17 protein-coding genes are annotated in these 22,101 nt (G+C 64.0%); 12 read left to right on the top strand and 5 right to left on the bottom strand.

Annotated elements, in window-relative coordinates; all coding sequences use genetic code 11:
- Window positions 1-280, bottom strand: a 280-nt coding sequence (locus JZ791_RS26130) for a MerR family transcriptional regulator (protein ID WP_254206318.1), incomplete at its 3' end; no start/stop codon positions are given.
- 316 nt (window positions 281-596) lie between these two features.
- On the opposite strand from JZ791_RS26130, the gene JZ791_RS26125 reads away from it, so the two are divergent.
- The 10 genes from JZ791_RS26125 (at window position 597) to JZ791_RS26080 (ending at window position 12,905) form a co-directional block, all read left to right on the top strand.
- Window positions 597-1,178, top strand: coding sequence for a hypothetical protein (locus JZ791_RS26125; RefSeq protein WP_216897873.1), 582 nt, complete (start codon window positions 597-599; stop codon window positions 1,176-1,178).
- A 13-nt stretch (window positions 1,179-1,191) separates the two neighbouring features.
- Complete coding sequence (locus JZ791_RS26120) at window positions 1,192-2,082, top strand: ROK family protein (protein WP_216897872.1); 891 nt, start codon at window positions 1,192-1,194, stop codon at window positions 2,080-2,082.
- 146 nt (window positions 2,083-2,228) lie between these two features.
- Complete coding sequence (locus JZ791_RS26115) at window positions 2,229-3,350, top strand: GAF domain-containing protein (protein ID WP_216897871.1); 1,122 nt, start codon at window positions 2,229-2,231, stop codon at window positions 3,348-3,350.
- A gap of 124 nt (window positions 3,351-3,474) precedes the next feature.
- On the top strand, window positions 3,475-4,512 hold the full coding sequence (locus tag JZ791_RS26110; RefSeq protein WP_308163098.1) for a conjugal transfer protein: 1,038 nt from the start codon (window positions 3,475-3,477) through the stop codon (window positions 4,510-4,512).
- A gap of 18 nt (window positions 4,513-4,530) precedes the next feature.
- A complete protein-coding gene (locus tag JZ791_RS26105) occupies window positions 4,531-4,797 on the top strand; it encodes a hypothetical protein (protein WP_216897870.1) in 267 nt (88 codons plus the stop codon).
- Window positions 4,797-5,312, top strand: a complete 516-nt coding sequence (locus JZ791_RS26100) for a hypothetical protein (protein WP_216897869.1) — start codon at window positions 4,797-4,799, stop codon at window positions 5,310-5,312. Before JZ791_RS26105 ends, JZ791_RS26100 begins: the two co-directional genes overlap by 1 nt.
- Window positions 5,312-7,837 carry an ATP-binding protein gene (locus JZ791_RS26095; protein WP_216897868.1) on the top strand — a complete coding sequence of 842 codons (2,526 nt, stop codon included), beginning with the start codon at window positions 5,312-5,314 and terminating at the stop codon, window positions 7,835-7,837. Before JZ791_RS26100 ends, JZ791_RS26095 begins: the two co-directional genes overlap by 1 nt.
- Entirely contained in the window at window positions 7,834-10,395 is a 2,562-nt protein-coding gene (locus JZ791_RS26090) for a hypothetical protein (RefSeq protein WP_216897867.1), read from the top strand. The genes JZ791_RS26095 and JZ791_RS26090 overlap by 4 nt, the downstream gene beginning before the upstream one ends.
- 373 nt (window positions 10,396-10,768) lie before the next feature.
- Window positions 10,769-11,386: an NlpC/P60 family protein gene (locus tag JZ791_RS26085; protein WP_216897866.1), complete on the top strand. Its 618-nt coding sequence runs from the start codon at window positions 10,769-10,771 to the stop codon at window positions 11,384-11,386.
- An 82-nt stretch (window positions 11,387-11,468) separates the two neighbouring features.
- Window positions 11,469-12,905: a C40 family peptidase gene (locus tag JZ791_RS26080; protein WP_216897865.1), complete on the top strand. Its 1,437-nt coding sequence runs from the start codon at window positions 11,469-11,471 to the stop codon at window positions 12,903-12,905.
- 19 nt (window positions 12,906-12,924) lie between these two features.
- Here JZ791_RS26080 and JZ791_RS26075 read toward each other — a convergent pair whose 3' ends face one another.
- The 4 genes from JZ791_RS26075 to JZ791_RS26060 all read right to left on the bottom strand — a co-directional run bounded on the left by JZ791_RS26075 (window position 12,925) and on the right by JZ791_RS26060 (window position 19,103).
- Window positions 12,925-14,397, bottom strand: a complete 1,473-nt coding sequence (locus JZ791_RS26075; protein WP_254206313.1) for an MFS transporter — start codon at window positions 14,395-14,397, stop codon at window positions 12,925-12,927.
- A 114-nt stretch (window positions 14,398-14,511) separates the two neighbouring features.
- Window positions 14,512-16,848 carry a hypothetical protein gene (locus tag JZ791_RS26070; protein WP_216897864.1) on the bottom strand — a complete coding sequence of 779 codons (2,337 nt, stop codon included), beginning with the start codon at window positions 16,846-16,848 and terminating at the stop codon, window positions 14,512-14,514.
- A 150-nt stretch (window positions 16,849-16,998) separates the two neighbouring features.
- Window positions 16,999-18,168, bottom strand: a complete 1,170-nt coding sequence (locus JZ791_RS26065; RefSeq protein ID WP_254206312.1) for a transglycosylase SLT domain-containing protein — start codon at window positions 18,166-18,168, stop codon at window positions 16,999-17,001.
- Window positions 18,168-19,103, bottom strand: coding sequence for a DUF4226 domain-containing protein (locus JZ791_RS26060; RefSeq protein WP_216897863.1), 936 nt, complete (start codon window positions 19,101-19,103; stop codon window positions 18,168-18,170). Before JZ791_RS26060 ends, JZ791_RS26065 begins: the two co-directional genes overlap by 1 nt.
- 791 nt (window positions 19,104-19,894) lie before the next feature.
- Here JZ791_RS26060 and JZ791_RS26055 point away from each other — a divergent pair.
- Together JZ791_RS26055 and JZ791_RS26050 are read left to right on the top strand one after the other, a co-directional pair.
- Complete coding sequence (locus JZ791_RS26055) at window positions 19,895-20,431, top strand: hypothetical protein (protein ID WP_216897862.1); 537 nt, start codon at window positions 19,895-19,897, stop codon at window positions 20,429-20,431.
- A gap of 56 nt (window positions 20,432-20,487) precedes the next feature.
- A complete protein-coding gene (locus JZ791_RS26050; RefSeq protein WP_216897861.1) occupies window positions 20,488-22,068 on the top strand; it encodes a hypothetical protein in 1,581 nt (526 codons plus the stop codon).
- The last annotated feature ends 33 nt before the right edge of the window (window positions 22,069-22,101 follow it).

Below are 22,101 nucleotides of genomic sequence, written 5' to 3'. Positions count from 1 at the left end.
GGGCGCCGGGGGCGGGCTGGACGCCCAGGACGTCGGCCAGTCCTTCGCCCCGGTCCCAGGCATCGAGCAGTTCCCGGATGCCGTTGAGTTTCATGCCCCGGCTCAGCAGGCGGCCGATGGTCTGCAGGCGGTGGAGATGTCCGGCGCCGTAGTAGCCGATGCGACCGCGGACCTCGGGGGAGGGCAGCAGGCCGCGCTCGTGATACACCCGGACGCTACGTACCGTAGTGTCCGCGACCCGTGCCAACTCGTCGATCGTGTATTCAACCTGCACAGCCAGACTCCTGGAAAGCCCAACTCGATTCGATAGGCACGCGTTCGCGGACCTCGATCTCGAAGTTTCCGAACCCATAAGATCGATCCACCTAAGAACGTGCCGTGAAGTAACGGTACCATATATAGCGGTAAGTAGGGATTTCCGGTAGGTCAACGTGCCGTTACGTGGCGGCTTAACCGCTTGCCCTGCAGGCCATCGTGGGTTAGCGTTCGAGTACAGCGTTTTATCGCTGCTTCCCGGGGACTGTTGAGCAGCCCTGATGACGTCCGACCCATGGACACGCTCACTCGGCGTGCCCTCGGCATCCCCGGAGACGGCTATGAGTACCATCGACACCCGCGCGCTGATCGCGGGTTCACATGCGTTGGCACAGCAATCACTTGCCTCGCATTCGCATACCCTCGCTCAGCGGACGCAAACTCAGGCGTCCCAGCCCCCAGCCCCGGCCGGGCCTTCGCGGGCGAAGCAACCGCAGATCGTCGGGCAGCATTCGGCTGCACCGGCACCTGCGGTTCCGCCCGCCGCGGTTCGGCGTCCCCCCTGCGCCGACGGTCCCAATGACTGGGACCTCGATGTCGGCACCCCCGATTCCTGGCGTGCCGCCGTCCAGATCTGCCAAGGCTGTCCGCTGTTCGCCGAATGCGCCGAGCTGGCGCAGAATCTGATCGAACGCGGCCTGGCGCCACGCTCGATGATCTGGGCCGGCGTCGGCTACGACGGCGCGGGCCGAGTGGTGGACAACCTGGACCGGCACCGCGCCGCGGCCATCGACCACAAACGCCCGCTGCGCATCATCCGCAACGGCCAGCGCCCGCTGCACACCGGCTCGACTTCGGGTGCGCCGCAGCGGTTTCTGGTACTCGGGCGGCGTCTGAGGCCTACCGGCGCCGAGGCGGTATGAGCCGGGCAGACTCATGACGATACTGGCGTTGGAGATCGGCTCGAAGGAGTTCGTGGCGAGCCGGGTCGAGGACGGTGTCGGCGATGACGACATCCAGCGGATACCCATACCCGCCAAGGCGCCGTGGGAGGCGTGTCGCGAGTTGCTGCTCACCGCGGCCGGCGGCGCTGACGTCGCGGCGCTGGGCATCGCGGCGACGGGACCGATCGATATGGTCGCAGGGGTTGTGGCGCCGTCCGACATCGCTTCGTGGCGTGGCGGTTTCGGCATCGTCGAGGCCGCCCGCAAGGCATTCCCGGGCGCGGCCGTGAGCCTGGCGCTCGATGGCGTCTGCCTCGCACTGGCCGAACGGAATTTCGGTTCGACGGGCACGGTGCAGGACGCCTTGTCGATCTCGGTGTCGCACCGGGTCATCGGCGGGGTGATGATCGGTGGCTTCGTCGCGGTTGGGCGCACCGGCAACGCCGGGCACATCGGTCATGTGCTGATACCCGGATTCGACGAGCCGTGTTCGTGTGGCGGCCGCGGCTGCCTCGAGGCTGTGGCGAGCGGGATCGCCATGGTCCGCTGGGCTCGTGAGAATGGCTGGGGTGGAACATCATTGGACGATCTGATCGGATCGGCGGCGATGGGTGACGAGCTCGCCGCTGCCGCGATCGGGCGCGCCGGAACGGCGCTGGGCCGGGCGATCGCGTCAGTGGCCGCACTGCTCGATGTCGACCTGGTGGTCGTCGGCGGGGCCGTGGCGCAAGCCGGGCCGGCGCTGTGGCGGCCTCTGGGCGAGGCGGTCGCCGCTCATGCCAGGCTGAGTTATCTGCCGGGATTGCGGGTGGTGCCGTCCAAGCTGGGGGAGGTGGGTGTTCTGGCGGGTGCGGGGGTGCTGGCCGTGACTGCGCGGGAGTAGCTGAGTAAAGAGGCCCATACGCCCATTGATCATGCCGCTAAGTAACGGTACATTACTTAGTGTAACCATCGGACTAGTTCGATCCTCGCGGTCGAGCGGACGACTGATACAGGCAGACAATGCGAAATGGCGTAGTGATCCCTTGGGTGACGATCGAGACGTTGGCGCCCGGCGCCCTATCGGTGGCATCGGTGGGGGAGACCGCGCGGGAGTTCGCTGGTTGGCAGCGGGTCGCACAACGCCTGCTGGCCAGGACGCCGGCCCTCTACGACAGCCTCACAACATCGCTGATCACCGAGGCCGTGCTCGGAGTTCGCGACCGGGCACAGGAGCTCGAGCAGTCGGTCCCTACCACGGCGGGTCCGCACCTGCTGCGGATCCGGCCGGTATTCGGCCCCGCGGGCGATGTGCACGCGGTGCGGGTTTGGCTCGGTCCGGCGGACGGGCCGAAGCCCGAACCGGCGCCGGCGGTGGGCGCGGTCTGGGATCTGGATACCCAGACCGTGGCCCTGCCCGGCGGTATCACCAGCCTGTGCGGTATCTCGGCCGAGGAGTACGTCCCCGGCATGTCCATCGCCGAACTCTTCGCCCGGATGACGGCGTTCGACCGGCACGCCGAACTGCTCGATCTGCTGTACGACCCGAAACCTGGTGACAAACTGCAGTTCGAAGTGACCATGCCGGGTCTCACGGGCAACCCCGGGCGCTGGCGGATCACCATCCGCGCCCGCACCGACACGCGACCCCGGGGCGCATGGTGGCTGATCGAGGACATCTCCTCCACGAGCATGCCGGTGGCCTGGCCGACGCTGGAGCGGGTCGGCCTACGGGAGGCACATCGCCGAGCCGGAACCCATCTCGCGGTGGTTCAGCTCGAGCACACCAGCATCTCGCACTGGCTCACCGATCCGGCGCCCTGGATCCGCTGGGATTATCTGTTCCGGCCCGTGGAAGCGTTTCACCCCGACGACCGGGACAGGCTCGCGGAACTCGGCGGGAACCTGCGTTCGGGCGGTACCGCGGGGGTGGTGGTGCGCGCGCTCAACTACAACGGCGGATACACCCCGACCTCCCTGCTGATGTATCCGTATCCCGGATATTCCGCCCGGCAGCTGGCGATCGCGCAGCTGGTCCGGGTGCCAGACATCCCGCTGCTGGAACCCGAGCCGAGTCTGCTCGACGTGCCCGGCGGGCACGCGCCGATCGGTTACGACGATCAACTCAGACATTGGCTCAGCCGCCGATTGGAACGACGAGTCGACTATTGAAACGGCCGACCGTGAAGCTGGCCGCGACGGCTGCCGGTCCCTTTCGAATGCCAGCTCAGGACCGCTCCCCATCGTTGGGAACAGCGATCAATTCGGTACACGTCATCCTCTCTACCATTTCTGAGTGCGAACAAGTACGGGACGGGCGGTAGGTTCGGGCGAGGAATTACTTCGCCGAATGGCCGCGCGTCGCCGTCGCGACAACGTAGTCGTCGTGGTGCTCGCGGTGCTGGCGATTTTGGGCGGCGGTCGTGCGATTCTCGGATTCTTCAGCACGCCGCCGAAGGGGCCCTCGGACGACTCGACCACGGTGCTGGTCGGGCATGCGCAGCTCGCGGGATCGTTCGCGCGGGACTTCGTGGCCGCCTATCTGGGCGCCACGGCCGGACAGCACGATCAGCTTTCCCGATATCTCGGCGACGATCAGCAGCTCACGCTCCCGGCGACCGGGCAGCTGGTCATCGATCCGTCCGTGGCGTATATCGCCCGCGACCTGTCCACCGGGAGCCTGGATATCTGGGCGGTGACGGTGTCGGTGCGTCTGGCTGCCACGAACCAAGGCGCGGCGGCCGCGACCACCTCGCCGTCGGTCACCGACAGGCAGTACTACCGCGTCGCGGTCTCCGAATCGGGCGGACTGCTGCGGGCGCTCTCACCACCGGCCGTGGTACAGCCGCCAGGTCAGGGGGCCGACCTGGCGCTGGGGTACAGCATGTCATGCCCCACCGATTCGCCAGTGGCCACGGTGTCGAGCGGATTTCTGACCGCCTTCCTGACCGGCACGGGCGATATCACCCGCTACGTCACGCCGAATTCGGCCATTGCCGCCCTGAACCCCGCGCCGTTCACCGGTGTCGACACATTGTCGGTCAAGTCCGACGACAGCAGCTGCGGCCGCAGTAGTGCGTCGGCTCGGGTGCAGGCCATGATCAACCCGAAGGGAGCCGCGGGCGCCGTCCCCACGCTGGCCTACGCCCTGACGATGATTCGCAACGCGGGCGAATGGCAGGTGCAGACGATCGATCCGGTGCCCCTGCTGCGTCAGCCGCTGGCGGTGGTCGCCGGGCCGGGAGCGCCTGTCCCGGCCGCGGGCACATCCTCGGCCACGGCCACCACAACATCCTCACCGACGGCACAGATTCCGCCGGCGACGCAGAACTGACCCGAAAGAGGTGGCGAGATGGTCAACACACAGTTGTCCCAAATTCTGGAGATTATTCTATACGCTGTACGCTGGGGTGGTCTGATCATTATCACGATCATCAGCATGGCGGTATTGATCACTCAGGCGGCAAAATCGAAGCTCTCGCCCGGCGCGATTCTCACCGTGGTCGGTTCCGCCCTGCTGGCAGCGGTCCTGTTCTGGATTCTGCCCACGCTGATCAATTACGCCCGGACCGATTCGGACACAGTACTGCCCAACCATCCCATCGGAAGCAATTACTGATGGCCGAGGTGATCAAGGTGTTCACGCCGATCAAACGGGTGCCCACCATGATCGGCAAGGCACAGAACGGCCAGAAACTTCCCTTCGGTCCCTACACGCTGCCGCAGGTGGTCGCGGCGATCGTCCTGCTGCTGATCGCCTCGGTGCTGGCCATGTCGCTGCCGCTGAATCCGGCCGTCACCTTCGCGGTCGGGCTCGGGCTGACGGTCCTGGTCGTCTTCGGGGTTGGGCTGGTGCCGTACACCGGGGTTCGCATGATCTCGCGAATAGTGTGGGTGGCGCGAGTGATCGTGATCCGCAAACCTCTATCGGCCTCCGGAATGCCCACTCTCATGGATTCGAACCGGAATACCGTATTCGTCGAGGAGAGCTTCGTGATTATCGTACCCGATGCGAAACGGGCCGTTTCGGGTCGTCGGCGGTCCAGCTCAGTACCGCTCCAGATGGCGCAGAGTTGGATCACCGCGGCCGGCCGGGTGGACGAGAACGGCGCACTTCCCAGAGGCAGCTACTGATGGCATTCGAGCGGGATCTGCAGCCCACTGCCGCGATCCGAGGGAATCTGCAATTCACCCACTCGGGCTTGATCACCGCGACCTATTTCATCAATCCACTGGGCTACGGATTGCGCCGGGCGACCGACAAATACGATGTCAAAGCCGCCCACCACGCGCTCATCACCAATGTGCCCAGCGGATCTTTGCTGCTGGGTATTCAGGCGCGTCTGAGCACCATCGATGTGCTGAGTAAAATGGTGGAGGGTGTCGATCTCGACGAATGCGAGGATTACGCGCTCGAGGTCGTCGCCTCCTATGAGCGGATCCGTGCCATCGCACCGAATACCCGGATATTCCTGCTCTCGATTCCGGTCGGAGCCGGCAATCAGGCGACCTCCGCGTTGTCACGGATGTGGCGCGGCAGTACCACCACGATTGACGCGACCGCGCTCTCGAACGCCGAGCTCGAACAATACGAGACGAAGGCCACCGAGATCCTGTCCCGTATCGGGAGCGAATTCGATCCGACGCCGGTTCCGGCGGCGCTGTTCCAATGGCTATGGGAGCACTATCTGGCGCGCGGCGCGGTGGGTGATCCGGACGCCCCGACCCGTGCGGGTGTGCTGGACGACATCACCTCGGCGGTATTCCGCTCGGCCGCCCTCGACGAGGGGGCCCAGGCCGACAGCGGCCGACGCCTGCGGCCCTCGTTCGCCCCGGTGATCAAGGTGGTGCAGCCTGACTACGGCTATCAGCCCTCCTATCAGACGATGCTCACCCCGCGCTCTTTTCCCTACGCCGGCATGACATTTCCGGGCGGGAGCGAATTCCTCAGCGTCGTCGAGGGGATGTCCGAGGTCACGGTCGACTGGGGGATCCGGGTATCGACCAAACCGGCGGAGCAGGTACTCAAGAACAACGAGCTGAGCCTGCGGCGTCTGGGCGAACAGCTCGATCAGCGGGATCAGGAGGTGTCTTTCGCCCAGAACACCCTGATGTCCAAGGCGCAGATGCTGGGGGAATACCAGCAACATTTCGAGGTCAACGGCGGCGAGGCGGAGGTGTCGTTCACCACCGTGATCGCCGTCGGCGGAGCGTCCCGAGACATCACGCTGGATGCGGTCAACACGATAAAACGACGCTACAAGCGATTTCAGGTGGACTTGACCGCGCCGGTCGGCGCCCAGGTCGACCTGTGGTCGATGCTGATACCCGGCAGCCCACCGCGGCGCGCCTACGACGATTTCGCACATATCGTGCCCTCGGACATGTGGGCTGGATTCGTGCCGTTCACCTCCAGCCAGATCGGCGACGACAGCGGTCCGGTGATCGGGGTGAACCTGCTGTCCGGTAATTACGAGCCGATCCATTTCGGCATCATGGAGGCCGCGCTGCACGACCTGTCGGCATCGTTCGCGGTCACCGGTGAACTGGGCTCCGGTAAGTCCTATTTCCTGAAGCTGATCGCGGTGCTGGTGCACGATATGGGCGGCCAGTTCCTGGCGATCGATCGCAGTCAGGTTGGGGAGTGGGCGTATTTCGCGGAGTCGATCGACGACGCCGTCGTCATCGACCTGACCAATCCGACGGTTTCTCTGGATCCCTTGCGCCTGTTCGATCCCGCGGTCGCCGGTGAGCGAGCGACGGATTCGCTGCTGCCGCTGCTGGACTTGTCGCCCACGAGCGGGGCCGGCGCCGTGATCGGCAATCTGCTGACCCGAAAGGGGCTCGCCGAACACGGCATTCGAAGCATGGCCGACCTGCACCGGGTCGTTCTGAAGCTGCGCGACCACGCCGGCGGCGACGAATACACCGATCTGGCGGCCCGGCTGGGCGCCATCGTGGACCGTGTTCCGGTCCTGTTCGACTCGGCGCTGCCGACGTTGCGCCTGGACGCGGCGGCGACGGTCATCCGCAGCCACAACCTGGCGCTGCCGACCGCCGAGGAACTCACCACACCGCACCTGTATAACCGACTGCCGCTGACCAAACGACTCGGCACCGCGCTGTACGAGCTGGTGGGTGTCACCGCGCGCGAGGCATTCCTCACCGACAACGGACGATTCGGGCTTCTGATCGGTGACGAGGCGCACCACTTCACCCAGACCCAGGTGGGCGCCGCGGTGACCTCCGACTTCAGCCGCGACGGCCGAAAGCATCTGGCCGCCATCGGATTGGCCTCACACGACCCCGCGACCGACTTCCAGGGCGCGGCCCACAACCTGATCCCCAACCGCTTCGTCTTCCGGCAGCGCGATGAGGTTCTGGCCCGCAACAGCCTGGAATGGCTCGGCGTGGATCTCGAGGAGGCCCCGTTTCTGCTGCAGATTCTGCGCGAGGAAACCTCCCCGCCGGTCGGCCAGGGACGACAGGTGCCAGAGGAGCGACGCGGGGAGATGTTCATCCGCGACGCCTTGAACCGGATCGGGCGCGGCAAGGTGCTCGGTCCGGCGCGGCCGGACCGAGCCGAAGCGATAAGTAGCACGCCGACCTCTGCGGCGGAGATGCGTGAGCTGATATCTCAGCGACAGGTTGCTCCGTGAGTACCGGAGTTGCGGAGCGTTTTCGGGAACGCGTCACGCGGCTTTTACCCCCAGCACAGGGGCCGGAATTCCTGGCGTGGGAGCGTACGCTCTTCGATTACGACCGGTGGCGACTGCTGGCGGTGGTGCGGCGAGGTCGGCGATGGCTCGGCGCCACCCGTCGTCGGCGAAGGGCGGTATGGCTGCTGACGGCTGTACTCGCGCTGGTGTTCCTGCCGATGGCGCCGGGCGCCACTGCGCAGACCGACACTGCGGTCATCGACACGCCTGCGGCGTCAACGTTGGGTTCGGGGCAGATTACCGATTCCTCAGGCGTTCCATTATCGAACTATGTGTTCGCCACCAATCACGGGAGTTTGTTCAATCCGCAGGATTTCGGTATGTCGAGCGTGGACGAGATCAACTTCGGGCTTTGGGAAAAGGAGTTGGAGTGGTCCGAAGAGGTGAATCACGCGGCAGTTACCGGAGGCGTGCCACAGGCGATCGGCTCGGTACTGACGAAGGTGACCGATCGTTTCTCGAGCCAGCTTGCGATTTCTTCCATACTGATTGTGTGTGCGACTATCGGTGCATTATTCGTCGCGTACTTCGTTGTCCGGGGATTTCATGCCAAGGCCGCCATGCAGGTGGTGACCATGATTCTTGTCGCAATTATCGGGCCACTGTATCTCGCACATCCACTGAGTGATGCGCTGTCCTCGAACGGATTACTCGCGCAAGGGCAGAATTTGGGGATTTCACTCGCGGCGGGATTCAACGGTACGCCAACCACCGAACCCGACGCGATGCAAGCCTCGATGGAACACGATATGGTGGACCAGTTCGGTCGCTATCCGCTTCAGGTGTGGAATTTTGGACATGTGGTCGACAATTCGGCGACCTGCAAGACTGCCTGGACCCGCGGTGCGATGACATCGAATGAAGATGAGATCAAGAGTGGTATGAAGAGTTGCGGCGACAGCGTAGCGTATTCGCTGGCCGCCAACCCGACTGCCAGCCAAATGGGACAAGGGTTCATCCTGGTGGTGGTCGGGCTCTTCGAACTGTTGTTTCAGTTTTACTTGTTCTGGGTGATCGTGTGGGCGTTCTTCCGCGCTGTCTGGTCGGCTGGTTGCGCAATCGTAGGATTTGCGGGCAGCGGTTTCGTGTACGGCCCGCCTCAGATATTTCTTATACGTAGCGTCGTCGAGGGCTTCGTGGCCGCCGGCGCCATGGTGGGGTATATCGCTCTCGACGGCGGGTATGAGCTCTTTGTTGGCGATCTATTCGATGTCGCCCAGGGGCAGACCATGGTGGTGATGATTTTGTGCGTCTTCATGCCGATACTTGCGTTCACCCAACTCAGACGCATGCGCAAGGGGATGGAAAGCGCCAACGACTTCATCGCCAACCGGCTCGGTCAGGCTGCGCAGGGCGGATCCGGCGGTGGCGGCGGTGGTGGGCGTGCGCTCGGCATGGGGAACGCCGCGGCGGGGAATTCGTTGAGCGGGTTCAAGATGATGGCTGGCCTCGCCGCGGCAAATGCGCTGAGCAGCAACTTTGCCTTCGAATGGCTGGCCGGGGCCACCCCGAACTTCCTGCACCCATTTGCTCGGGGGGATAAGTTGGCCAAAAAGGCGAATTCTGATGCATTCAAGCATCATCGTTTCCTGCGCGGAAGGAACAATGCCAACGTGCAGGGCCTGATGCACCGCGAGAAGAACCAGAGGTTGGCCCTTGACGGAGCCGTGGCCTTCGGTGGAATCAATAGCCACCTCGGAGCAGGCGCCGCCATATCCAATGTCGTCAGAGCGGGCGGCAGCCTCGATGACGCATACGCCGCCATGATCGCCTCCGGATTCAGTGCGCCTATAGCCTGGGAGGCAGTACGCTCATGGGGCGGGGCGGAGGAGGAGGCTGCGGGCTATCCGTTGTCCGACGCAAATCTCCGTTTGCTGCTCGGTGCGGCCAGTCGTGCCTCTATTTCTGCGCGGCGGTATGCTATGCGAGATCCGCATCAATCAGCGGAAGAGGTGGCTGCAGATTTCGCAACATTCGAGGCTGCGGCTCATCGATATCGGCGACACCACCGTGGCGGTGTCACGCTGAGTCCCGAGAATCTGGATATCGCCCAGAGGTATTTTGAGTATCCCGATAAACTCCATATCGGGGCACTCCGGGAGCTCTCGGGACTTTCGCCCTATCAAAGCGGGGCAGATTTGAGTGACGATTTTGCTTCGCTTCGGCATGAACTGCGAGACATGGATCCCGAGCACGCTCATCGAGTTCTGGACTGGATTACGAACGAGGCGGCAAAGCGCACATTTGATTCTTCCTTGCGCCTCATGCGTAACCCTGGAGACTATGAAACTATGAGGCAAGCCAGGGAAGCCGCATACTTGACCCAGCAGATACACGGTTTCAAAACCGGGTCCGTCATCGACATCGTGAATCCCCCCGATTCGGACACTGTTCACCTTGCCCCCCACGACTGGAATTCAAGGTTGTCTCCGCTGAGCAGGCGACTGAGGACGCCTCGCGGATACCAGGAATGGCCTCTGAATGGGTCGGTGCCCTGATGCTCAACCGATTTTTTCCGTGCCTTGCAATGGAACTGCGGCCGAACCGCACGTCCTGGACGCTTCAGCGGTGAGGTAGGCCCTGATGGTCGGTCGAGGACAAGGGAACAATGCGAAGCGGTCGGCTGCTGGGAGGATGGTCAGAGGGGTGCAGACAGTACTTTGGGTTGGATCCCTCGCAGCGGGATTCCCCGTCGTTTTCTGGGCGGTCATGATCTTTGTCGGGTTGGTGATCTTCGCAGTGGCGTTGACGGTCGTCGAGTTGGGGAGCTTTACCTCGGAAGCAACGGATGATTGGCATTATCAGTGCGACAGTGCGATCGGGCCGGATCCCGCCGTCACCGAGACCACCGCTCCATCCACTACGGCGGCAGTGACCGAGACTACGGCGCCGTCGCAGTTGCCGACCGCCAACCCGTATGCCGGGCTCACCTTCGCCCCAGGGGATAGTGCCTCGGCCTGGGACCTGGCCTGTGCCACAGCCATGGCATCCGCTCCCTATCAGCAGCAGCCGCTGCAGACGCCGGCCACTGGGGCGGCGATCGATTGCGCCCGACAGGTGGCACTGGCGGACGTGGGCAGTCGGGCTGCCCGGGGCGTCGCGGCACTGACGCAGGAGGTCACACAGTTCGGGGCGATCGCCGGCTCGACCGGCCGGTGTCAGGTTCCGACCACGGTGGTGAATTCCGAGGCGCCCTCCGTTGCTTCGGCGGAGACCTGTGCAGAGTTGGCGAAGTCACCGGAATCCGTTCGACTTCCCAGTACTGTCGCGGCTCAGGGGCTTTGCGGTCAGCGGGTGGTTCCCGCGGCCGCCTCTCCCGGGGACCTGGTGTTCTGGAGCTACAGCGACAACGCGCCGACCCGTGCCGGTGTGGCCCTCGGGCCGGAGCAGATCGTCACCGTGGACCCGGGGACCGGACAGGTCGTCGAGGAGAGCATGCCGACCGGAAGCGATGTGCGGGTGAAACGAGTGCTCGAGGGCGCTTCATGATCCCGAGACCAGAGCCGAAAGGAACGAGCGGAACTGCGGATGCGATGAGCGTCGCTGAAACAGGCCGGGAGGGCGGTGTGTCATGACCAGTCCGGCGACCGATGCGCCGACGGACGATGATTCGGAAACCGCTGCGGCGGACGCGGGCTCGGTTGGTTCGACGCCGTGGTCCGGTCGGACGACGCAGCAGCGTAAAGCGACGCAACCAGGGAGCGGAACCGCAGAGGCGGCGGGCGCGGGCGGGCTGAACGGGCAGATCCAGGCCACCGGGACGAATACGGGTCCGGGTACGGTGGCCCAGAATCCGGTAGGCGCGAGTGCGGCGCCCACCCCGAGCGGTACGACCGTCGGTGCGGCCGGTCCCGGCCAGGCCGCGACGACCGGACCTGGGAATCCTCAGGCGGGAACGGCGGCTACCGTGTCGACGGGGCCGGGGAGCACTCAGACGGACTCCACCGGTGGTTCTGCGTCGGTCGGCGCGAGTTCCGGTGCATCCCTCACTGATCCGCAGCATCTGGCTTCCCTGGCCTCGCCCCTGCTCCAAGCAGGCGCTTCCGCGCTGGAGATGCTGCCGCTGCTCGCCTCGCTCGGCGGTTCCGGTGACGGAACCAGCGGAGGAACCGGGAACTCCGCGCAAACCCAGGACGCGATCAACATTCTCAAACAACTTCAAGACGCTTACGGCAACGGCGGCAGCGGTGAGGTCGGCGCCGGGACGACCGGAACAGGGGCAAACGGGGGCACTGGAACAACCGGTGTCACAACAACTTCGGGCTCAGGTTCTACCTCCGACGCGGTCAAGGCCCATCAGCTCTACCAGCAGAACGTTTCCGCGGCGTTCAACGCCATCGATAACACTCTTGCCGAGGACATCACGATTTTCGCGGGGGGACATTCGGTCAACCAGGCCCAACTGAACTCCCTGTTGAAGGCCATGGACGCCGCACTGGCCCATGTCGGCTCGGCCGCCCTGCTCACCAGCGCGGGCGAGCAACAGGTCACCAAGATCCTCACCACAGCCCTGGCCCAGGCCGAGAAGCTCACCGGCAACACGAGTGTCAGTGCCCAGACCACAGCGGCCGATATCAATGACCTGGCCAACCAGTACATGCTGATCCTGTCCGGCGAGAATCCGAACGCGGGCAGCGGAGGATCCGCGACCACCGCTGTGCGCCAGGCGATTTCGGTCGCGCTGTCTGAGGTCGGCAAGCCGTACGTCTACGGCGCGGAGGGTCCGAACTCCTTCGACTGCTCCGGGCTCACCCAATATGCCGCCGCGGCGGCGGGAGTCCACATTCCGCGTACCGCGGCCGAGCAGTATCAGGAGTTGCAGAAGGTGAACCCGGCCAACATCCAGCCAGGCGACCTGATCTTCCCCGACGCCGAATTCAACAATGGCGACCCAGGGCACGTCATGATGTACATCGGCAACGGCGAGTGCGTCGAGGCCCCGCATACCGGTGAGGATGTCAAGGTGATCCCCCTGCCCAGCGGCTATCACGCCAGCCGCTGGGCGTAAGCCCCTCCGGGCATGGCGGTTACGGTTGACCGCTCGGCTCGCCGGCGGTCGCCGCGGGCAACGAACTCGGGTCCGCCTTGGACAGCGGGTCGGCGATGTCCTCGAGCGACTGCCCCTCGGCGTTCACGCCGAAGAACCATGCCACCAGCCCGCCGGCGATCATCGCCGCCGCGCCGATGACGTATCCGATGGTCAGCGGGAACCGATCCGGGCTCGGGTTGTCCGATCCGCCGATCAGGCGGCCGAACAGCCACGGCGCGACCACGCCGCCGGCACCCTGGGAAATCGCGAAGAAGAACGAAATCGCCTGGCCGCGTAGCTCCAGCGGGAAGATCTCACTGACCGTGAGGTAGGCCGACGACGCGCCCGCCGAGGCGAAGAAGAAGATGAAGCACCAGAATATGGTCTGGGTCGTGGCGTTCAGGATGCCCGCGTGGAATGCCCAGGCGGACAACAGCAGTAGCACGCCCGAGCCGGCGTACGTAGCGAAGATCATCTTTCGGCGGCCGATACTGTCGAACAGCGGGCCTAGCACGATGGGGCCGATCAGATTGCCCACGGCGAACGGGAAGAAGTAGTACCCCGTGTGGTCGGCCGGGACGTGATAGAAGTGGATCAGCACCAGACCTTCGGTGAAGAAGATCGCGTTGTACAGGAATGCCTGGGTGACCATCATCGTGAAGCCCAGGAACGATCGAGAGGGATAGCGGCCGAAGAAGATTCGTGCCATCTGCAGGTAAGACAGGCGATCGGAATCGACGATGTCCAGGGCCTTGCTCTCGTCGACCGGCGGCAGATCCACACCTCGCGCGCGTACCCGTGCCTCGATCTCCTCGACCGTGCGATCCGCCTCCTCGGCCCGGCCGTGCGTGAGCAGCCACCGCGGGCTCTCCGGGATCTGGCGGCGCACGAAGATGATGATCAGGCCGAGCACGGGACCGATGAAGAAGCCGATCCGCCAACCCCATTGGATCGGCACGTAGTGCTCGTTGAACAGGATGAGGCTGGCCGCGGCGCCCAGGGCCGCACCGCCCCAATAGGTTCCGTTGATCGCGATGTCCACCCGTCCGCGATACTTGGACGGCATGATCTCGTCGATCATCGAGTTGATCGCGGTGTACTCGCCGCCGATCCCCGTGCCCGCGATGAATCGGAAGAGGTACAGCGACACCGGACCCCAGGCGAATCCGGCCAGCCCACTGCCGACCAGATAGATGCCCAGGGTCAGGACGAACAGCTTCTTGCGGCCGAGTTTGTCGGTGATCCGCCCGAAGACGAGCGCGCCGACCACCTCACCCGCCAAATACCACGACGCCGTCGCGCCGACCTGCCCGCTGGTCATATGCAGGGTGTGCGGGCTCTCCAGCACCCCACCCAGGCTGCTGACGATCTGGATCTCGAGCCCATCCAGAATCCAGGAGACACCGAGGCCGACAACGATGAGCCAATGAAATCTCGTCCAAGGCAATCGGTCCATCCGTGCGGGGACCAAACTTCGGATTATGGTGGGGTTTGTCGTCATACTGTACCGCCCTCATGATGAACTGGTTTGTCCGGGTCGATGCTAATAGTGCAGGCACGTTCCCATCACCGGTTTCCGTGAATTCTAGTTGGTCCATGGGCCGACATGGGTGTCCGACATGATCATATCTATGATCGTCGCTCTATTCTTCCACCGTACCGCGTCGTTCAGGTCGGCCTGATTGTCGGTTTCCCAGTATCGGGTGGCCGCCCGGGAAAGCCCATCGGCAAGCTGGCTTCCCGTATATCGGCGGGCATCGTCGCTGATCTCCCCCCACCGCTGCCGCATTGTGCGCTGGTTCGATCCCTGTCCCTGCGTCAGGCTGGCATTGAAGGTTTCCCATGGTTCATCCCAATGATTCCGCACCTCGGTGATGAAGTTCTGATCTGCCTGACTGAGATGCTGGAATCCACTGGGATCGAACGGCCTCGCGTCATACGCGAACAGTGCTGCGATCTCGGCCATCTGACCTCGATAAATGTCCCTTTCTGCCGGATCGGGAAAATGTCGCGCGTTGCGGGCGAGTTCTACGGCCGCGGCCGCACGATTCAGTGGTCCGTATTCCGCCGGATTGTCCTCGGCGGCCAAATTCAGCCGAGCGCGGGCCTCTACGGCGCCATACGCCATACTTCTCGAATATCTTGCGTTTATCAATGCACCCACGGCATCCGCGGGATCATTCGTGAGCCCGAATACGTTCGATACTGCGGCAGCGGCCGAACGAGCGTTGTTTCCGTGGAATTCGCGTACCGCCTCTCTCGCTTCATGGTCGTGCGCTATCTTGTTGGCAGTCAGGCGGGCCATCCAGCTTTCGCTTGCCCGTTTCGGAATCTTCCCGAGCATCATCTGGTAGTTGAGCCAGGTGTTGTCCCAGCTCGCCTTCGATCCGTATGTCAGCGGGCTCGGCCTGCGAAATACGTAGGAAGTGACCGGGTTGGCATTGAGAAGTGCTAGTTCGGTGGCGAGATGACCTGGTGAGAGCGAATAGCGCAAGCTGTTCATGCCCATTCCGCCAGTGCTGCCGACCGCCTCGCCCGGTTTGCCGGTCAATGCGCCCTGTAACTGGTCGACGATCTGACTCTGACCGAGCAGGAGGTTCTTGTCGATGCGCCGCAGGAGCACGAATCCGGCAATCATCCCACTCCCACCGACGAGAATCACCTCCATTCCACTGCCGGGGGCAGCCTCGAAGATATCGTTCGCGATCATCGCGTACCCACCCAGATAGATGAGATAAACCAGCATCGACCAGGCGTCCCCGGCCACACCCACGAGGGCGCGCACCAGGCCGAGTTGAGTGCGCCCGTAGATGAACCCGCCTACGGTGAGCGCGAAGATGAGGCGAAAACCGTTGGTAATGGCCGATAGTGCGCACAGCACGACCTTGATCGAGAGATACGCCAGGAACATCAGCAGGATGGTGCCGAATGTGACAACCACCAGGCCCGTGCCGATCTGCCCCATACTCGGATTCTGCGTCATAGCGTAGGCAGAGGACGCTCCGCAGCTGCGCAGTCCGGACTCCACCTGCGATTCGCTACCGGCGAGCACCCCGTTCGACCAGGCCGCGCGGCACGTGGGCGAATCATCGACGATGGCGTCGAAATTCCAGGTCTGCAGGAGATGTCGAGGGATATTGGTGGCCAGCGTTCCCGTCACGGTGTTGATCGTGGCCTGGCCGTTGCCGGTGTCATCCCCGTTCAGCGCGGCCACGATCGAGAAGCCGAGGTTGCGAACCTGACCCAATACGCCGTTGGGTGAAAGCACATCGGCGAGCGGATGGGCCAGGAATATCGTGCCCAGCGTGGCGACGGCCACCATCGTCACGACCTGCAGCGTGGCCTTGGCATAGCTGCCGCGCAGCACGAACCACGCCACGAACAACCCACCGATGGTGACCGACAGCACCAGGATGACGGGGGTGGTCAGCTGCCCGGTCAGCGTATCGGCGACCTTCGTCAGCGCCGCGTCGAACCAGCCGAGCCACGAGAAGCTCCACACGCACTGGGTGAGATAGAGCGCGAGGAGTGACTCGACCACGAAGACCATCTCGAGACCGCGCAGCCCGGTAGCCAGCATCGTCTGCCCGGGATTCAGGATGCTGCCATCTTTGGTGGCGTACAGGTAGTCCCACACCGGGACGCCGTACGAGTCCCGGATATCGGTGAAGCTGAGTCCGTTGATCGCGGAGGTGTTGGTGCCGGTGGTTGTGGGCCCGGCATACGCCCCGGCTCGTGAGCAGAGGATTGCGGTGGTGGTCAACTCGACGAGGGTGGCGATCGTGAGCAGGACGGTCGAGCGACGTCGCCGGGACGCGGTGGCCCAGCGCGCGCAGCACCCGATGACCGAAACCGGTTGTGCTGGAGCGTGCTTCAGCCGATGAGGCCTGTGCGATCCCGTCTCGACTGCGAGCGCTGGCATCGTTTCACCGCCCATCGGCATGAATCAATGGTTGCCGCAATGCGACCTGTCTGTTGTGACGGCGTTAATCGTCCCGATGTTTGATGGTACATTAAAGGTGTCTTACGGTACCGAACATTGTTAGGTCGACCCGGTCATGGCCTGCTGGGCTCAATATCCGACGTAGGACAGGCCCTCGTGCAGTCGGACGATACCCGGCACGTTGTCGACCGAGCCGTAACGGCCGATGGCGTAGCGGACACCCGCGACGATGTTGTCGACAGGATTCCAGATGTTGGTATGGCCGGGCAGCGCATGGGCGTAGAAGGTCGAGTCGATGGTCTGCATCAGCCCCTTCGACGGGTGCCCGGCCGCGGCGTTGCTGTCCCAGCCGTTGATCGCGTTCGGGTTGCCGCCGGACTCGTGCTGGATGATCGCCGCGATATCTGCAGGATTGATATGGCTGACGTCGTATCCGTTGGCGCGCAGCAGGTCCAGGGCACCGCCGATCCACTCGGCCTCCGTGCCTGACGGCATGGCCAGTGGCGGACCGGCCGAGAAGCCGGAATAGACGGCGGTCGGGTACGACCTGATACTCGACTCCCGTAGGTAGCGGTCCGCGAGGGCGGATATCCTGTCGGCGGTGATGGCCGAGACCGAGTGTCCTTGCCCGAGAACGGTTCCCGCGCGGTGTAAGGCGGTATCCATCACACCGATCAGCAAGGCGCGTCCGGCGGCCGAGTCGGGCACCGTGCCCAGGGCCGTGATGGACGAATCGACATCGGCCAGGATCGCCTGCATCGCCGCGCGACCCTGGGCCGTATTGCCGGCGGCGCCGGATAGCAGTGAGGTGAGTTCGGTGTTCACATCGCCCATCGCGGTGCCCGATTCCGATGTGGTCTGGGCAGCGCTGGCGTAGCCGGAACCGACCGGGCCATCCCAGGCGGACAGGCCGGCCGGTTGGCCGCTCGTAGCGAGTCCAGGCGGAGTCACGGACTGTCCGATATCGGAAACAGGAGCTCCCGCACCGTAACTGGCGGCCATCATGGCCAGTGTGCCGAGGGCGGTAGCGGCGAGTGGTGTGGCGGAGGCTTGGCCGGCGAGCGCGCCCGACAGGGGCAGTGCGGCGGCCGCAGCCGGCGTGACGGCCGCCACGCCCTTCGTCGCGGCAGTTGTCGCTGGTGGTGGTGCCGCCGTTGTCAGCTCGAGCGGTGTCAGCCGAGGTCGTTTCGGTGCGGAACGCCGCTGTGGAGACGGTGCCGTCGTCACCTCGGGGTGGGCTCCCGGGACAGCCTGGTCGTCGTCGGAGTCCGGATCCGGGATGTTCCGAGTAAGGGGCATCAGTACCCCACGTAGGCTTTGCCCTCGTTCACGGCGATCACGCCCGGAACGCTGCTCAGCGAGCCGTACCTCGCGATGGCATAGCGAGTTCCGGCAATGATATTGGAGACCGGATCGTAGATGTTGGTGTTGTAACCCGGCACCGCGTATTCGCTGAAGGTCGATCCGATGGTCTGCATCAGGCCGCGGGACGGGTCGCCGGCCGCGGCGTTGCTGTCGGTTTCGTTGATAGAGTCAGGATTTCCGCCCGACTCGTGCTCGATGATGACGGCGAGATCCTGCTCGTCGGCCGCGGTGAGTGTGATGCCGTACTTCTTCAGCACCTGTGCCGCTTCGGAGATCCATTGGCCGACGGTGCCGCCGACGCTGTTCACCCCCGCTACCGACACTGTGGCGTTGGGGTTCTCTCCGGACAGGATCAGCAGGTATTGGTTGGCGAGTTCGTTGATGTCGGTGGCGGTCGTCTGCGCGCTGGTCGTGGTGTTCCCGGCGAGCTTTTCCGCCTGGTCCAGGGCGATGGTGAGGATCTTGGTGACCTGTTGTTCGCCCGCGCTGGTGAGCAGGGCGGCCGAGCCGACATGTGCCAGCGCGGCATCCACGGCTTGGAGCAGGGAGTCGAGTTGGGACTGGTCGACCGTATGGCCTCCGGCAAAGGAGGTCACCAGGTTGGCGAGCGTGTTGTCTATCCCGTTGAACGCCGCCGCGACGTTCTCCTGGTAGATCTCGTGGGCCTTCAGCGCCTCCGCGGTCGACCCCGTACCGGAACCTGTTGTGGCGCCGGTAGTTCCGGTAGTGCCGGTACCGCCGGTACCCGAATTGCCGTCGCCATAGGCCGACTGGAGTTGTTCGAGGATATTGATCGCGTTCTGGAGTTGTGCGGAGTTCCCGCTGTCGCCTGTGCCGCCACCGGAGCCGGCCAGTGCCGCGGCCAGCATGGGCAGTATCTCCAGGGCCGAGGCGCCGACCTGGAGCAGCGGTGCGGCGAATGTGGCGAGTTGGCTCGGATCGAGTGGCGACGCACCGGAACTTGTACCGCTGGGTGCGGAAGATGCTGTGGTGGAACCTGTTCGAGGGCCTCCGGGATCGGCGGATATAGCTCCGGGCGTTCCCGCCTGTGGGTTCCCTGGCCCCGTCGTCCCAGCTTGCCCCGGTGCCGGTGCGCCCACCGTGACACCTTGCGGCGCCGCGGTCGTACTCGCTGCCGGGGGAGCGTTCGTGCCATCCGAATTCTGCGTCGCCGTAGTCGAGCCGGTCTGATTCCCGGAACCCTGCTGGGCTGGATTGTTCAGATCACCGGTGGTCCCCGGTGCGCTTGTCCCGGGAGACTGCGTCCCTTTGCGCTGGGAAGTCCGCCCCGACCACGGTGTCGTACTGCTCGTGCTCGAATTATCCTGTGTACCGGTTGTCGCCGCATCATCGTCGGCGGGCGCCTCGGCCGTCGGACTCGTCACCGCCCACCACCCGGCACATCCGTCACCCCGCACGGATAGCAGAGCGGTGTGGGGTCCATGAGCCGCGAGTGGTGGAGGCTCATCCGGTACTTCCTCCTGCATCGATGACGGGGCACCGACAGCATCCTTACGGTCACGGACATAGGTGCCCTTTGGGCATCCGACGATTCCATCCTGACCTGCCCTCACCAGTCGGCGCTTCCCATCGCTGGGAATCTTCGACAATGGGCTTGTTCGGAAACAGTTCCGTAGATGGTGGTCAGGCAGGTGATCTCATGGGTTTGTTCGGTCTGAGCTGGGGAAATATTGCTACCGGCCTGGCGAGCGGGGTCGGATTCGCGGTGGGCGGGCCGATCGGCGCGGCACTCGTGGGCGGGGCTGCTTCCTTTGCCACCAATATGATCGACGGCCAAAGTCTCACTCATTCCCTCGAGTCCGCCGCGTTGACCGGGGCGGTTGGGTGGATCGGTGGAGGGCTCGCCGGTGGTGCGTTGGACGGAGTTACGGACGCCGCTGAGAATGCCGTGGCCGGTTTAGGCGAGAGATTCGCCGGTAATGCTACCTGGGCTGAGGCGCGGGAATTTGCAATGGACGATATAGGTCGTACAGGATGGGGCTCCATTGCGGCTGGTGCGGGTGCGACAGCAGTCAATCAAGGTGCGGATAAGGTATATGCGGGCGAGGTACCCGCGGCTAAGACTACTGCGATTACCTCTATTCCTACCGTAAACATAGGAAACGGTACGGATTCGAATACGATCACCGACGCGAGCCCCTATGTGACCACAGCATCCTCCGGGATCCCTGTATGAGTGGCTGGACGGTGTGACCTATGGTTGCGTCCACTGCATCTACTTCTGCCGTCGTCATGGACGATATGTACCTGCCGGATCGGATAGCCATGAGGGCTCGAAGCTATCCACGGCAGTACATCTTTCTCGATCAGACCGCAGAGTTGATCCTCTCGACCCGAGACAGTATCTCGACAATGTTTCGAGCCTGTGGCGAGGGATCGAAACTCCCCCCGCCGACTCTTGCGGCCGTGACGCAGGTTCCTCAGATTTCGGCGGGCCAGTCCCAGGTATTCGACAATTATGCCAGTACGGCTGCGGCCCTACAGGCCGACTGGGAATCGCTTCTGACGGAATACAATAATGTCCTCGACAAAGTGCGGGCGTCCGCCACCATCAGCACCGAGTGTCAGAACGGTTTCAATACCGCTATAGCGGCATTCAATCAGACTGTGGGGCTACCGCCGGCGGGCAACGAATCCGAGGACCAATATCTCTGGACCGCCATGGATACTACGGTGCAACAGGTGGATAAACTTTACACGGCAGCGAACGGTGATCAGGGCAGTACGGCCAGCGGCATCCCCAGTACTGCCGGTAATAATAATAATGGATCGAATTCGGATCAGGCAGCTGCCAACGATTTGGCTGCCCAGGAAGCTGCTGATGCTGCGGCGGGCAGTGGGAGTGGCGCTTCGACCGCCGTATCCACCGACTACAGCAGCCTTTTCCCGTCCAGTAGTACCGATGGCTCCTACACCACCACCGGTTCCGGTGGCAATGGCACCGGGAATTCGTACGGTTCCTCCTATGGCGCCGGCAACTCCGATATCGCCGGCGAACTACAAAATGCGATCGACTCCCTGCAGAACTCGGCGAACGACAGCAGCGGCAGCTCGGGTTCGGATATGAGTAGTTTGATGGACTCCATGATGCTGCCCATGATGATGAATCAGATGTCGGGCCGCGACAATAACGATTCCGACCTCAACTCCCTGCGCAATCAGGGCGCTTCGGGCAGTGCGGCCCAGCCCGCGCCGCCGCCGGTCAGTCAGTCCCCGTCGTCCGTGCAGGCGACTCAGCAGCCTGTCACGCCCGCGCCGCCGGCCGCGCCCAGCAGCCCGTCCTCGACCCAGCCGACCGGTACGCCGCCGGGCCAGAACTCGGACGGCAGCGTGACCTACACCTTCGACGACGGTCGCACGCAGAAGGTTTCGGCGATCGTCGCGCAAGCGTTGGATGCCGCGCGAGCGAACGCCGACGGAACCGACGCGCAGGCCGCGTACGCCAAGACGTCGGTGAAGTGGTCGGATGCCAAGCACATCGGCGATGCCGTGGATCCGTACCAACTGATGACCGGCGACGTCGCGACCTGGGACAACCGAACGGCGATCCTCGTGGTTTTCCCACCGGATCAGGCCAGCGCCACCGGATCCCTGGAGGTCATGGTCCAGGGCAAGCTGCAGCCGTTCACTCCGGAAATGTCGGACAAGCAAGGAGATTTCGGTCAGTTCAACGGGTTCGCCCACCCGCACGGCATCGAGATGAGCGCCGACAGCGGCGCAGCCACCGGTGTCACGGCCGCCGCCGCGGCGCCCGCGGACCCCACCGGGGGCGCGATGTCGGCGCCGGCGGTGGCGGCGGCGCCGACGGGCTGATCGTGGGCCAGAGGTGAGCGAGGTGAACAGGAG

The sequence above is a fragment of the Nocardia alni genome (assembly GCF_019038435.1).
In the GTDB taxonomy this organism is placed as follows: domain Bacteria; phylum Actinomycetota; class Actinomycetes; order Mycobacteriales; family Mycobacteriaceae; genus Nocardia; species Nocardia alni.
This window is presented reverse-complemented; position numbering and strand designations above follow the sequence as displayed.

What these genes read in the sequence shown, in the direction of transcription:
- JZ791_RS26100 (WP_216897869.1), top strand. Translation starts at nt 4,797, where the DNA reads ATGGCCGAGGTGATCAAGGTGTTCACGCCGATCAAACGGGTGCCCACC.
- JZ791_RS26060 (WP_216897863.1), bottom strand. Translation starts at nt 19,103, where the DNA reads ATGCTGGCCGCGGCACTGGCCGGCTCCGGTGGCGGCACAGGCGACAGC.
- JZ791_RS26095 (WP_216897868.1), top strand. Translation starts at nt 5,312, where the DNA reads ATGGCATTCGAGCGGGATCTGCAGCCCACTGCCGCGATCCGAGGGAAT.
- JZ791_RS26050 (WP_216897861.1), top strand. Translation starts at nt 20,488, where the DNA reads ATGGACGATATGTACCTGCCGGATCGGATAGCCATGAGGGCTCGAAGC.
- JZ791_RS26070 (WP_216897864.1), bottom strand. Translation starts at nt 16,848, where the DNA reads ATGCCAGCGCTCGCAGTCGAGACGGGATCGCACAGGCCTCATCGGCTG.
- JZ791_RS26065 (WP_254206312.1), bottom strand. Translation starts at nt 18,168, where the DNA reads ATGCCCCTTACTCGGAACATCCCGGATCCGGACTCCGACGACGACCAG.
- JZ791_RS26120 (WP_216897872.1), top strand. Translation starts at nt 1,192, where the DNA reads ATGACGATACTGGCGTTGGAGATCGGCTCGAAGGAGTTCGTGGCGAGC.
- JZ791_RS26080 (WP_216897865.1), top strand. Translation starts at nt 11,469, where the DNA reads ATGACCAGTCCGGCGACCGATGCGCCGACGGACGATGATTCGGAAACC.
- JZ791_RS26105 (WP_216897870.1), top strand. Translation starts at nt 4,531, where the DNA reads ATGGTCAACACACAGTTGTCCCAAATTCTGGAGATTATTCTATACGCT.
- JZ791_RS26055 (WP_216897862.1), top strand. Translation starts at nt 19,895, where the DNA reads ATGGGTTTGTTCGGTCTGAGCTGGGGAAATATTGCTACCGGCCTGGCG.
- JZ791_RS26125 (WP_216897873.1), top strand. Translation starts at nt 597, where the DNA reads ATGAGTACCATCGACACCCGCGCGCTGATCGCGGGTTCACATGCGTTG.